The organism is Proteus sp. G3927 (assembly GCF_963894685.1).
GTDB lineage: Bacteria > Pseudomonadota > Gammaproteobacteria > Enterobacterales > Enterobacteriaceae > Proteus > Proteus mirabilis.
Genome location: NZ_CAWQGX010000028.1, coordinates 24,741 through 39,148, shown reverse-complemented (window position 1 = coordinate 39,148; position 14,408 = coordinate 24,741). Strand labels below are relative to the sequence as shown.

General features: G+C 38.9%; 10 protein-coding genes. 8 read left to right on the top strand and 2 right to left on the bottom strand.

The window, feature by feature from the left end; genetic code table 11:
* Position 1: 1 nt before the first annotated feature.
* The gene (gene kdsB, locus AACV00_RS11495) at positions 2–763 is read left to right on the top strand and encodes a 3-deoxy-manno-octulosonate cytidylyltransferase (RefSeq protein ID WP_004244594.1); all 762 of its coding nucleotides are present in this window, start codon (positions 2–4) and stop codon (positions 761–763) included.
* Between the two features lie 123 nt (positions 764–886).
* Here the strand turns inward: kdsB and elyC are convergent, their stop codons facing one another.
* The gene (elyC, locus tag AACV00_RS11490) at positions 887–1,717 is read right to left on the bottom strand and encodes an envelope biogenesis factor ElyC (RefSeq protein WP_063215360.1); all 831 of its coding nucleotides are present in this window, start codon (positions 1,715–1,717) and stop codon (positions 887–889) included.
* 379 nt (positions 1,718–2,096) lie between these two features.
* On the opposite strand from elyC, the gene cmoM reads away from it, so the two are divergent.
* Genes cmoM through mukB form a run of 4 tightly spaced genes read left to right on the top strand, consistent with a single transcriptional unit; the run spans position 2,097 to position 9,369 of the window.
* The gene (gene cmoM, locus AACV00_RS11485) at positions 2,097–2,870 is read left to right on the top strand and encodes a tRNA uridine 5-oxyacetic acid(34) methyltransferase CmoM (RefSeq protein ID WP_004244596.1); all 774 of its coding nucleotides are present in this window, start codon (positions 2,097–2,099) and stop codon (positions 2,868–2,870) included.
* Positions 2,871–2,880: 10 nt separating this feature from the next.
* Positions 2,881–4,203, top strand: coding sequence for a chromosome partition protein MukF (gene mukF / locus AACV00_RS11480; protein ID WP_004244597.1), 1,323 nt, complete (start codon positions 2,881–2,883; stop codon positions 4,201–4,203).
* Positions 4,184–4,915: a chromosome partition protein MukE gene (gene mukE, locus AACV00_RS11475; protein WP_004247634.1), complete on the top strand. Its 732-nt coding sequence runs from the start codon at positions 4,184–4,186 to the stop codon at positions 4,913–4,915. Before mukF ends, mukE begins: the two co-directional genes overlap by 20 nt.
* The gene (mukB, locus tag AACV00_RS11470; RefSeq protein ID WP_012367715.1) at positions 4,912–9,369 is read left to right on the top strand and encodes a chromosome partition protein MukB; all 4,458 of its coding nucleotides are present in this window, start codon (positions 4,912–4,914) and stop codon (positions 9,367–9,369) included. Before mukE ends, mukB begins: the two co-directional genes overlap by 4 nt.
* 282 nt (positions 9,370–9,651) lie before the next feature.
* Here mukB and catA read toward each other — a convergent pair whose 3' ends face one another.
* Positions 9,652–10,305, bottom strand: a complete 654-nt coding sequence (gene catA / locus AACV00_RS11465; RefSeq protein ID WP_004247636.1) for a type A chloramphenicol O-acetyltransferase — start codon at positions 10,303–10,305, stop codon at positions 9,652–9,654.
* 405 nt (positions 10,306–10,710) lie between these two features.
* Here catA and aphA point away from each other — a divergent pair, with 405 nt between their 5' ends.
* The 3 genes from aphA to AACV00_RS11450 all read left to right on the top strand — a co-directional run bounded on the left by aphA (position 10,711) and on the right by AACV00_RS11450 (position 14,362).
* Positions 10,711–11,424, top strand: a complete 714-nt coding sequence (gene aphA / locus AACV00_RS11460) for an acid phosphatase AphA (protein WP_004247637.1) — start codon at positions 10,711–10,713, stop codon at positions 11,422–11,424.
* 342 nt (positions 11,425–11,766) lie between these two features.
* Entirely contained in the window at positions 11,767–13,482 is a 1,716-nt protein-coding gene (ldtD, locus tag AACV00_RS11455) for a L,D-transpeptidase (protein ID WP_161680285.1), read from the top strand.
* Positions 13,483–13,813: 331 nt separating this feature from the next.
* Positions 13,814–14,362, top strand: a complete 549-nt coding sequence (locus AACV00_RS11450; RefSeq protein WP_004244605.1) for a YcbK family protein — start codon at positions 13,814–13,816, stop codon at positions 14,360–14,362.
* Positions 14,363–14,408 lie beyond the last annotated feature (46 nt).

The following is a 14,408-nucleotide window of genomic DNA, read 5'->3' as shown; positions in this document are numbered from 1 at the left end:
AATGTTTACGGTCATTATCCCAGGTCGATATGCGTCGACTCGGTTACCCGGTAAGCCACTTGCTGATATTCATGGCAAACCGATGATTGTTCGTGTTATGGAACAAGCAAAGCGTTCAGGTGCTAAACGTGTCATTGTTGCAACTGATAACTTAGATGTGGTTCGTGCTGTTGAACAAGCGGGTGGAGAAGCGTGTATGACCCGTGAAGACCACCACTCAGGTACAGAGCGTTTAGCTGAGGTTATCGAAAAATATCAATTTGCAGATGATGAGATAATCGTTAATGTACAAGGCGATGAACCACTTATTCCACCCGCAATTATTACGCAAGTGGCGGAAAATTTAGCTAATTGTGGTGCAGGTATGGCAACTCTTGCTGTGCCTATCGTCGACTCAAAAGAAGCCTTTAATCCTAACGCTGTAAAAGTGGTTATGGATGCGAAAGGTTTTGCACTGTACTTTTCTCGAGCCACTATTCCTTGGGAAAGAGATCGTTTTAATCTCTCTCATGATGAAATAGGCGAGCATTACTTACGTCATATCGGTATTTACGCTTATCGTGCAGGCTTTATTCGTCGTTATATTACTTGGGAGCCAAGCCCATTGGAGTCTATCGAAATGTTAGAGCAGCTGCGTGTATTGTGGTATGGCGAGAAAATCCATGTAGCAAAAGCGCTTGAAGTACCGGGTGTCGGGGTTGATACTCAAGATGACTTAATTGCCGCGAGAGCCGCTTTTCGGGCACTAAACCAAGAGTTCTAATATTTGCAGTATATTGCAAATTAATGTTTAACGGCACTGGTATTCAGTGCCGTTGTTGTTTTCTTCCATCGATAAAAAAGAGGATTGATTACTTTTTTACCTAATGATCTCATTCTTCATACGCTATTTTATGCCATTGTCAGCTTCATTTTTATTCTCAATAACCGCCTCTACACTAGATGGTTCGCTAGGTTTTATGGTTTGCCAAATCGAGCCGATAAATTCATACCATGCTCGCTCACTATGCTGAAAATAATACGCGGAAGGGGTATATTTTTCCCAAGGATGCAGAGGGGTAGTAATGGCTAGCTGATTAGCAGGTGCAACAATAGGGTGCATACCTCTAGCTAAAAAGAAACGTTCTGCCCGCGCTAAATGGTTTGCTGAGGTCACCAATAAAAAAGGTTGTTTACCGATAAGTTTATCCACTTCATACGCTTCTTCTTCGGTATCTTTAGGTTGGGAAAGGGCGATCGTTTTTTCTGCTGGAACACCTAATGATTGTGCAACTTGTGCAGCCACTTCGGCGCTACTTATTTTATTGACGCCGGCACCACCGGTAAAAATTAAGCTGGCATTAGGATAACGATAATAAAGCCTTACGCCTTCAGCAACACGAAATAAGCTATTATTTAGCAGGTTAGCACTAGGAGCCCATTCAGGATTATAAGTAAAACCGCCCCCTAAAACGACAATGTAGTTAACATCTTGTGGTGAGTTTTCGCGTAATTCATAACGTGCTTGATACGCTTTTTCACTCGGCATCAATAGAGTATCTGCGACAGGTTGCATGCCTAACAGCGTAAGTAACACAATCACGATAGTGAGTACGCTTTTTCCTGTTTTTTGCCAACGAGTAAACCACAGTAAAATAAGCGCAAAAAAAGCAATTATTAATAACAACGGTAGTGGCATGATTAGGCTACCAAGATATTTTTTGAGCAAAAACAGCATAAATCTTCCTAAGTTGAGTGAAATGTCAGCAACTGAGAGTAAAAATCTAGTGAAAACTAGGGGATTGATAAAGCATTGTGTCAAAATAGCGTATAAGTATAGTTTTTACTAAATGCTAACGAACAGAAATACTCACTAATTTAGAAATTGTAAAACGATAAACGTTTGAGCGTTAATTTTTTCATTAATAAGCGTTATATTTATACTGCGCTTTGCGAATAATCTGATTCATGGCTTATTTTGTGATTGAAAACAGCCAGTATCATCGAACACTGGTAAAATTGTTGTCTTTGTTTACCTTCAGTACAGTGTCTCATATTTTTGAATTTATCAGAATGCAAAGAGCGCAAGTAACAAGTTGTTATCATGAGGCGTTTTAATGTCAGACCGTAATTTTGACGATATTGCTGATAAATTCTCTCGCAATATCTATGGCACAACAAAAGGAAAAATCCGCCAAGCGGTGATTTGGGATGATTTACAACAATTATTAACTCAACTCCCTGATCGTCCGTTGCGTATTTTAGATGCGGGGGGTGGTGAAGGTTATTTTTCCAGACAACTGGCAAAATTAGGGCACCAGATAATTTTATGTGATCTATCACAAGAGATGCTTAACCGCGCTCAAGAAGCGGCTATTGATGAAGGTGTTGTCAATCAAATGACGTTTATTTGTTGTGCAGCACAAGAGATAAACCAGCATCTAGATGATGGTGTTGACTTAATTCTATTCCATGCCGTATTAGAGTGGATCACAGATCAGAAAAACGCCATAAATGTACTTACCGATATGCTACTTCCTAATGGTATCCTATCGTTAATGTTTTACAATGCGAATGGCATTGTCATGAGAAATGCTATTTTGGGAAATTTCCATTTGGCAAATCCGGAAATACCACGCAGAAGAAAACGCTCATTATCCCCACAAAATCCGCTACAACCTGAGGATGTTTATCAATGGTTAGCGTCATTTTCAATGACGATTTTAGGAAAAACGGGAGTGCGTGTTTTTCATGACTATTTGCAAAGTCGTCAGTTGCAAAATAAAGATTTTCCAGCGTTGCTTGCCTTAGAGCAACGCTATTGTCGGCAAGAGCCCTATATCAGTCTGGGGCGTTACATTCATGTCATGGCACAAAAGTGTGTAAATTAAGGAATGTACTATGAGTGATTTTACCCAGACCGTTCCTGAGTTAGTGTCTTGGGCGAGAAAAAATGATTTCTCTATTTCACTGCCACCGGAAAGATTAGCTTTTTTGATGGCAGTTGCTGTATTAAACAGCGAACGTCTTGATGGCGAGATGAGTGAAGGGGAGTTGATTGATGCCTTTCGAGAGGTGTGTAAAGGCTTTGATCAACCCGCAGAATCAATACAAGTTCGTGCTAATAATGCCATTAATGATATGGTCAAGCAGCGGCTTTTTAACCGTTTTACCAGTGAACTGGTAGAAGGTAATGCGATATATCGTTTAACGCCATTAGGTATTGGCATCAGTGATTACTACATTCGTCAACGTGAGTTTTCATCACTACGCTTGTCAATGCAGCTGTCAATTGTGGCAAGTGAGTTAGATTCAGCGGCAAGTGCCGCAGAAGAAGGTGGTGATGCATACCATTGGCATCGTAATGTTTTTGCACCGTTAAAATATTCGGTGGCTGAGATATTCGATAGCATCGATTTATCTCAACGCATTATGGATGAACAGCAAAATATCGTTAAAGAAGATATTGCTGCACTATTAAACCAAGATTGGCAAGCTGCCATTTCAAACTGTGAACAATTACTATCTGAAACCTCTGGGACATTAAGAGAGTTACAAGACACACTGGAAGCGGCAGGGGACAAATTACAAGCAAATCTATTACGTATTCAAGAAGCAAATATGAGTTCAGGCCATGTCGACCAAATAGATACTTTAGTTTTTGAGTTACAAAGTAAACTTGACCGTATTATTAGTTGGGGACAGCAATCTATCGATTTATGGATAGGTTACGATAGGCATGTGCATAAATTTATTCGCACGGCGATAGATATGGATAAAAACCGTATTTTTTCACGTCGCCTACGCCAATCCGTACAAAACTATTTCGACAGCCCATGGGCATTAACTTATGCTAATGCGGATAGGCTATTTGATATGCGTGATGAAGAGCTTGTGTTGCGAGATGAAGAAGTGACCGGGGAATTGCCTGAAGAGCTGGAATATCAAATGTTCAGTGAAGTAAATGAACAAATTGCTCAATGGGTTGAACAAGAGCTGGCTGCTTATAAATTAGAACAACGAGCGTTAGATCTCAGTTCAGTATTAGTTGAGTATCTTAATCGTTATCCACAACAGAAGCATTTTGATGTGGCACGGATTGTCATTGATCAAGCGGTACGATTAGGTGTCGCGCAAGCTGAACTTGCAGGATTGCCAGCAAAATGGGCAGAAATTAACGAATATGGAGCTAAGGTACAAGCGCATGTCATCGATACATACTGAACAATTTATACCAGCTAAATTAGCACAGGCATTAGCGAATTCACTTTTTCCTGAACTGGATAGTCAGCTACGTGCAGGTCGACATATTGGTATAGACTCACTAGATAACCATGCTTTTTTGATGGACTTTCAAGATGAGTTAACAGATTTTTATGCGCGTTATAATGTCGAATTAATTCGAGCACCTGAAGGCTTTTTTTACTTACGCCCCCGTTCAACGACGCTTATTCCTCGTTCAGTGCTTTCTGAAATGGATATGTTGGTCGGCAAAATTCTTTGTTATCTCTACCTTAGCCCTGAGCGATTAGCTAATCAGGGGATCTTCACTGTACAAGAATTATTTGATGAATTACGTACACTGGCCGATGAAAGCAAATTGTTACGCTTAGTTAATCAACGCTCAACAGGATCGGATTTAGACCTACAAAAACTGCAAGAGAAAATGAGAACGTCACTTAACCGACTACGTCGTTTAGGGATGATTTCGTTTTTACCCAATGATACGCAACGTTTTTCAATTACTGAATCGGTGTTTCGCTTTGGTGCTGATGTGCGTAGTGGTGACTCTCCTCTTGAAGCGCAAATGCGTATGATCCGCGATGGTGAAGCTATGCCACTAGAGCAAGATAGCGAGCCAAGTGATGACGATGAACAGGAAGATGAGCAATTAGAGTCCAGTGAAGATGATGATGCAGAGGAAGAAAATAAATGATTGAACGAGGAAAATTTCGCTCATTAACATTGATCAACTGGAATGGGTTTTTTGCTCGTACTTTTGATTTAGATGAATTAGTCACGACTTTATCCGGTGGTAACGGAGCGGGTAAATCCACCACCATGGCGGCTTTTATTACCGCGATGATCCCCGACCTGACTTTACTTCATTTTAGAAATACCACTGAAGCCGGTTCAACCAGTGGCTCTCGTGATAAAGGATTATATGGGAAATTACGCCCGGGAGTTTGTTACGCCGTTTTAGATGTGATTAATTCCCGCCATTTACGAGCTGTCGTTGGTGTACGCTTACAACAAGTTGCCGGACGAGATAAAAAGGTTGATATCAAACCTTTTATGATCCAAGGGCTACCTATTGCTGAAAATCCAACAGAAATTTTGACGCAAGCTGTCGATGGACGCCAAGCACGTGTTCTACCACTTAATGAATTAAAAGAAAAAGTAGAAGCGATAGAAGGCGTTGTTTTTAGACAATTTAACTCGATTACTGATTTCCACTCTGTACTCTTTGATTTAGGGGTTATTCCGAAACGTTTACGCTCAGCAAGCGATCGGGCAAAATTCTATCGTCTTATTGAAGCTTCATTATATGGTGGTATTTCAAGTGCCATCACTCGCTCTTTACGCGACTATTTATTACCTGAAAATAGCGGAGTAAGAAAAGCCTTCCAAGATATGGAAGGGGCATTACGTGAAAACCGCATGACCTTAGAAGCTATTCGGGTCACTCAATCCGATCGTGATCTGTTTAAACATTTAGTTACCGAAGCGACCTCTTATGTTGCAGCGGACTATATGCGTCATGCTAATGAAAGACGAGTACACCTTGATCAGGCTCTATCTTTACGTAAAGAGTTGTGGGATCAGCGTAAAGCGATTAACAATGAAGCTTATCGCTTTATTGAAATGGGCAAAGAGTTAGAAGAGCAACAAGCGTTATCGGCTGATTTGGAAACAGATTATCAAGCCGCCAGTGATAGACTTAATCTTGTACAAAATGCGGTACGCCAACAAGAAAAAATCGATCGCTATGTTGCGGATGTTGAAGAAATCACATTCCGTTTAGAAGAGCAAAGTGAAGTTGTTGAAGAAGCAACATCAAAAAAAGAAGAGTTGGAAGCGCGAGTTGGATCTGCGGAAGAAGAAGTTGATGAACTGAAAAGTCAATTGGCAGATTATCAACAAGCGTTAGATGTTCAACAAACCCGAGCTATTCAATATCGTCAGGCGGTACAAGCATTAGAGCGTGCGAAAGCACAATGTGGCATTGATGATTTAGATGAAACCAATGCAGAGTTATGGGCTGAACGTATTCAAGCAAAAATTCAATCCATCACGCATTCATTACTTTCTATGGAGCAGAAACTCGGTGTTTCTGATGCGGCCAAAACGCAATTTGATCAAGCCTATAAATTGATCACCTCGATTGTTGGGGAAGTTGAGCGTCAAAATGCGTGGAGTGCGGCTAAAAGCGCATTACGTGAATGGTCATCACATCGCCATCAAGCCGATCGTGTTCACCCTATTCGGATGCAATTAGCTGAATTAGAGCAACGTTTACAGCAAAGAAATAATGCTGAACGTCAACTTGCAGAGTTTAATAAACAGTATGGCAAAAATGTTGAGCCTGATGATCTATTTACTCTACAAGAAGAGCTAGAAGCAAAGATTGAAGAGCTGAGCGATTATGTTAGTGATTCTGGCGAACAGCGTATGCAAATGCGCCAAGAGCTTGATCAACTAAAACAACAAATTGAAAAATTAAGAAAACAAGCGCCAGTTTGGTTTGCTGCACAAGATGCTTTAACGCAACTGTGTGAACAAACGCATCAATCTTTTGAAACAAGCAATCAAGTTACTGAATATATGCAACAGTTACTTGAGAAAGAGCGTGAAGCCACGGTTTTGCGTGATGAAACCGCTGCTCGCAAACAGCAAATTGAAGCTCAAATTGAACGATTAAGTCAGCCTAGTGGGGCTGAAGATAGTCGATTAATTACTTTAGCAGAACGCTTTAACGGGGTTTTATTATCAGAGATTTACGATGATATCACCTTAGATGATGCACCTTATTTCTCAGCATTATATGGACCTGCGCGCCATGCGATTGTGGTACAAGATCTCAGTGCGATCGAAGAGCAATTAGCTTCTTTAGAAGATTGCCCGGAAGATCTCTATTTTATTGAAGGTGATCCACAATCCTTTGATGATAGCGTGTTTAATGCCCAAGAAATGGAAAAAGCGGTACTTATTAAAAGCTCTGATAGGCAGTGGCGCTATTCACGTTATCCCGAAATTCCATTATTTGGCCGTGCAGCACGAGAAAACCAGCTAGAAATATTATCCCGTCAACGAGATGAGCTGTCAGAGCTGTATGCCACACAGGCCTTTGATGTGCAGAAAATTCAACGTGCACACCATGCATTTAGCCAATTTGTTGGGCAACATATTTCAGTGGCATTTGATGCCGATCCTGAAGAAGATATTCGCCAATTAAATCAACGTCGTAATGAATTAGAGCGCGAGTTATCACAATATGAAGAAGGCACTCAGCAACAACGTCAGCATTATGCGCAAGCCAAAGAGTCGCTCAATTTATTAAATAAACTCATTCCTCAAGTCAATTTATTATTGGACGAAACATTAATTGATCGTGTTGAAGAGCTACGTGAAGAGCTTTATAACGCAGAAGAGTCGATGCGTTATTTACAGCGTCATGAGAAAGCATTAACTGCGTTAGAGCCTATAGCCTCGATTTTACAAAGCGATCCACAAGAGCATGATCAATTAACACAAGATTATCAATACGCAAAAGAAGAGCAGCAACGTTATCAACAACAAGCATTTTTGCTGGTGGAAGTGGTTCAGCGTCGTCCACATTTTAGTTATAGCGATGCGGTTGAAATTGTCAGTGAAAATAACGATCTTAATGAAAAATTACGTCGTCGTTTAGAAATGGCTGAAACAGAGCGAGCGACAGCGAGAGAGTTATATCGTCAACAGCAGGCACAATGTGATCAGTTTAATCAAGTACTAGCCTCACTAAAAAGTTCTTTTGATACCAAATCAGAACTATTAAGAGAGCTTGAGCAAGAGATGAAAGAGACTGGCTTGCAAATTGATGCGGGTGCAGAAGCGCGAGCCAAAGAGTTACGTGATCAACGTTATGCTGCGGTGAGTGCTAACCGTACGCGTATTAGCCAACTTGAGCGTGATATTGCGCTTAGTGAAGCTGAACGTGAAAATATGGCGAAGAAAATTCGCAAATTAGAACGTGATTATGGCCAAATGCGTGAGCACGTCGTCAGCGCTAAAGCCAGTTGGTGTGCTGTTATGCGTTTAGTGAAAGAAAATGGTATGGAGCGCCGTTTACATCGTCGTGACTTTGCCTATCTTTCAGCGGATGAGTTACGTTCAATGTCGGATAAGGCGCTAGGTGCGTTACGTCAGGCTGTGGCGGATAATGAATATTTACGGGATGCATTACGTCGCTCTGAAGACGCAAAATACCCTGATCGTAAAGTCCAATTCTTTATTGCGGTTTACCAACATTTAAGAGAACGCATTCGACAAGATATTATCAAAACCGATGATCCGGTTGATGCTATCGAACAGATGGAAATTGAATTAGCTCGCTTAACCGAAGAGCTAACCAGTCGTGAACAAAAACTGGCGATCAGCTCTCGCAGTGTGGCAAATATTATTCGTAAAACTATCCAACGTGAACAAAATCGCATTCGCATGCTAAATCAGGGCTTACAAGCGGTTTCCTTTGGTCAGGTTCGTGGTGTACGGTTAAACGTTAATATTCGTGAAAGCCATCAAATCTTACTGGATGTATTATCGGAAGAAGAAGATAGCCAATATCAAGATCTATTTAAAAACCAAAACCTAACCTTCTCTGAAGCGATGGCAAAACTGTATCAACGCTTAAATCCACAGGCTGATTTTGGTCAGCGTATGCCACAAACGGTGGGTGAAGAGCTACTTGATTACCGTAACTATCTTGAGATGGAAGTTGAAGTTAATCGTGGGCCAGAAGGTTGGTTAAAAGCAGAAAGTGGTGCGCTATCAACAGGTGAAGCCATTGGTACAGGTATGTCTATCTTAGTGATGGTGGTTCAAAGTTGGGAAGAAGAATCACGACGCTTAAGAGGAAAAGATATTTCGCCTTGTCGTTTGCTCTTCCTTGATGAAGCCGCACGTTTAGATGCGAAATCTATCGCAACCCTATTTGAACTGTGTGAACGACTTGATATGCAACTTATCATTGCTGCACCAGAAAATATTAGTCCAGAAAAAGGCACAACTTATAAATTAGTGCGTAAAGTTTTTAATGGAAGCGAGCATGTTCATGTGGTCGGATTAAAAGGCTTTGGGCAACAAAGTGAAAAAGATAAACATTTATCCGAAAATATTGCAGATAGTTGATGAAGGATCATGATGAGTAAGTGAATAACCTTATAATATAACTTATTGTTTTCATTATTTTATATTTTGGTTATTCATGAGTGTTAATGGCATTTAGTATTTTTATCACCGTTATTAGTACAAATCAGTGTACAAATTTTATAGCGTGACCCCTCAATAAAAAGGGAAATACTAAATGCCTCTCATCAATTTATATCGATGTTAAAATAATCAATAAAAGTGGAAACAGAGGATAGCGACAGGTTTGAGTGGAACAAAAAAATGTGCTTTAAGTCCCATTGATTATTTACATCCCTCATCGCAGTATTGCTGTATTTCATTGAGTAATCTGCCTACATGGAAGCCATCACATACGGCATGATGCACTTGAATTGCTAGTGGCATCAGAACTTTATCTCCTTGCGTATAATATTTACCTATTGTAAATACAGGGGCAAAGAAATTGTTTATATTCGCCACATTCAAGTTAAAACTGGTGAAACTTACCCAAGGATTTGCTGACACAAAAAACATATTTTCGATAAATTCTTTTGGAAAATAGGCTAGATTGTCACCGTATTGCGCTATATCTTCTGAATAAGTTTTCAAAAATTGATTGATATCTTTGTGGTAATAACTCCATAAAGATGAAAATGTTTCGGTCTGTTCATGAAAGATAGTGTACCCAGGGTTAACACTATCCCATATCACCAATTCCCCGTCTTTCATTGCCATGCGGAATTCTGCATGTTTATTTACCAATCGGCTAATGATGTATATAAATGTCGGATAGAATTTGTACCCATTTTGCTTTACGGTTTTTAATAATGAAGTAATATCCAGTTGAACGGTCTGGCTAAAGGTGCATTGAGCAAAAGACTGAAATGCTTCAAAGTGTTCTTTTCGTCCCCATTGGGATAGATCAACAACAGTATATCCCACGCGCTTTGTGTCCATGTTAGCTTTCCTATTTTCTAATCCAAATTTAAATTAATTGTATATTACTTATAAATTATTAAAACAATTTCGAACCTCTATCTGTAGATAAACCCATAACCTATAATAGGTAATGGGTTTTTCTTGGCTAATTTTAAAATGTTTATTTTTTACCAAAAAATGTTTCAAAAATAACAGAGTCATTGATGTGTTCATTTGGGGACGACTTAGATAATAACGGCGCTATCTGCTTTCGTAGATAGTGCTTTCTTTTTTCAAAGTGTTAGATAGATCAAAAAATGAAAGTAAACTAACAAAAGAGTACCAGCCTAAATAAAATAACGTGCGCTATATCTCATTTAAATGTAATTATGATGTTTATTATTATCACCTTCTGTGATTAATATAAAAATTAAAGGAAAGAGAATGCGTAAAGTCACACTTACTCTTAGTGCAATTGCGTTGGCGTTAAGTTTAAATGGCGCAGCAATGGCAAAAGTTCATATGCCAGAAGTTGTTAGCCCAGGGGTTACTGTTACTGAACTTGCACACCAGCAACCAATTAAATGGGTTTCTGTTGCAGAAATTGAAAAAAGCTTAGAAGGCCAAGCACCAATGGCGGTAGGTTTTGATATTGATGACACCGTTCTGTTCTCAAGCCCAGGCTTTTATCGTGGTAAACTGGAATATTCTCCTAACGATTTCAGTTATCTGAAAAACCCAGAATTCTGGGAAAAAATGAACAACGAATGGGATAAATTCAGTATGCCTAAACAAGTCGGTATCGATCTTGTTCAGATGCACTTAAAACGCGGTGATACTGTTTATTTCATTACCGGTCGTACACAGACTAAAACAGAGACTGTGACTAAATATGTTCAAGAAGGTTTAAATATTCCTGCAGACAAAATGCAACCTGTTATTTTTGCCGGTGACCAACCTGGCGCAAATAACAAAGTAAGCTGGATGCGCGATCACAAACTGAAAATTTACTACGGTGATGCAGATGCTGATATCGCAGCAGCTGATGAGCTAAATATCCGTGGGATCCGTATCTTACGTGCTGCTAACTCTTCTTACCAGCCGTTACCTAAAGCGGGACAATTTGGTGAAGAAGTGGTTATCAATTCAGAGTACTAATCTGTCTCTGTGCTGTTGACCTTTATTTGTTAGGCGTAGGAAACTACGCCTTTTTCATTTTGGGTTTCTTTATAGAACAAAATAGAACCATATGATAGATTAAATCTATATACTTTCTATTTGAATATTTATTGTGCACGGCATTGTGAGTATTTAGTATTTATACTCTTATTTAATATAAAAAGTGTATTAAACATCTTTTTATGATGATTTAAATGCCTATTGTTGAAAAGATTTTATAAAACTTTACAAATATTAGTTTATTCCTATAAAACTCTTTGTCTAACTCATCTAATATTTTACGATAGCAAAATAATAACAAGGGATGAGGCACTGAGGACTATGGCGCAACAAGCAATTAAAAGAGCAATAACGTATTCGGTTGTAATAGGCACACTTCTCTCAGGGCATAATGCTATTGCCTCAGAAAGTGAAACGCCACCGCTATTCACATCAGAAACACCTGCATTAGTACCCGCATTCACAGAAGATGTGGCAACACAAGATACATTAAATTCACCATTAGTGAGTAAGCAGGAAGTTAGTACTAAACTACAATCTTGGTTACCAAGCGAATATAAACCACTTTACTTTAAGCAACTCGTGGATGTTTATCAAAGCAATGATTTAGCACTGATTTGGCAAGATGAACAAATTACAAAACAACTAGAACAGCAACTGGCAGAGGTTGCCTTAACTGGAATTCAACCACAATTTGGACGTTGGTTAACGCTATTAGAAACAGCACAATTAACGCCAGAAGCACGAGATATTATTTTATCTGACGCTTTTTTAGGTTATATCAGCTTTGTTGAACAGATTAATCAATCAGGAACAACACTGTTATATCGCGCTGCGATACAAGCATTACCGGCACCGACTGTGCAAGCTGTCGAGCATTTCCAACTCAATCTACAACAAAATACCTTAGGGCGCTTTGTCGTCTCCTTTGCACCCTCACACCCTTACTATCCATTAATGAAAGAGGAAGTGCGCAAACAGCTTCATCAAGAGGTTATTTGGCCCGTCATGGAAGGGAAAAATTCATTAAAGCCAAACCAATCGGCAGAAGAAGTTATTGCATTAAGACAAATATTGCGTAACTTAAATTTACTGCCTCAATTGGCTGAAAATGAGCAAGAAGTAGCAACAACGATTTATGATGAGCCTTTAATTGCTGTTGTAAAATCGTTTCAAGCGGCCCATGGATTAGAAACTGACGGTATTATTGGTAGACAGACGCGTAATTGGTTAAATATGACACCAATACAGCGTGCTGGAATTATGGCATTAAATATACAGCGGTTACGTTTAACCCCACCTATTGGTGACACTGGAATTTGGGTCAATATTCCTGATTACTCCCTCTATTTTTATGCTAATAATCAACTGATTTTAGATTCAAAAGTGATTGTTGGTCGACCAGATAGAAAAACCCCCATTATGAGTAGTGCGCTTAATAATGTTGTGGTTAATCCGCCTTGGAATGTACCTACGAGTATGACGCGTAAAGATATAGTTCCAAAAGGAAAGGCTGATCCTAGTTATTTTAGCCGTAAAGGTTATACGATTTATTCAGGGTGGGGGAATGACGCTTATCCAATCAATCCTTATGATATAGATTGGGAAAACATCTCTGCGGCTAATTTTCCATATCGCATTTGGCAAGCCCCTGGGCCAACTAACTCCCTAGGCCGATATAAATTTAATATGCCAAACTCTGAAGCGATTTATCTGCATGACACACCAAACCACAATTTATTTACTAAAAATATGCGAGCAATTAGTTCAGGTTGTATTCGTGTGAATAAAGCGGCGCAATTAGCGACGATATTATTAGGTGATGCAGGATGGAAACAAGATAGAATTGATGCAGCCTTAAAACGAGGTTCAACACAATATGCACCAATTCCAGAACGTATCCCTGTCTATTTATATTATCAAACAGCTTGGGTAGCAGAAGAAAATGCCCCTCAATATCGAGCAGATATTTATAATTATGACCAAAGCATTAATAATGCAACCTCTTTTTTAGAGAATATTAAGAAATATTTGTAATAGAACAGATGGCTAACAACAATAAAGAGTAAGCATTATGCTTGCTCTTTATTTTTCATAAAAATCATTGAGATAAAATAATTTCATTCAGTTTTATTAATAAATTTTAAAAAATAGCTATTATTTTTAATCTATTTTTAGAAATAACATTAATATTAATAAAATGTTAATTGCTAACACGGCTATTATTAATAATAAAACATAAACTTTTATAAAATAATATCAATGATATGTTTACAAATCTATACAAACAATAAGCAACAATTCAAGAAAAATATTGTCATAATAAAGGTCTGTTCTTCCTTCTATCATTATTTTGAGTGTAGCTATCATGGATATTGTTGATTCACATCGTCGTAAGTGGTTAGGCCTTGGTATGGCTGCTGTTGGTTTAGGTTTACTTCCCTCACATGCATTTGCATCATTAGCAACTCCCCGACCGAAAATTCTTCGCTTTAATAATTTAAATACTGGTGAAACTATTAAAGCCGAGTTTTTTGATGGTAAACGTTATAATAAACAAGAGCTTGCTAGACTAAATCATCTTTTTAGAGATCACCGTCAAAATAAAGTTAAAACTATCGATCCAGCCTTATTTGATCAAATCTATCTGTTACAGGTGATGTTAAACAACAATAAAGCCGTTGAACTTATTTCGGGTTATCGTTCACTCGCGACTAATAATCATCTACGTCAACACACCAGCGGTGTTGCGAAAAAAAGCTATCATACCCGTGGTCAAGCAATGGATTTCCGTTTAGTAGGTACTGATTTATCTAAAGTACGCCAAGTAGCACTAAGAATGAAAGCGGGAGGAGTGGGTTATTATCCACGAAGTAATTTTGTTCATATCGATACAGGACCCGTGCGCTCATGGTAATCTATGTAATAAATAAATAGATATAGATTAAGAAAGCGCGGAGTAA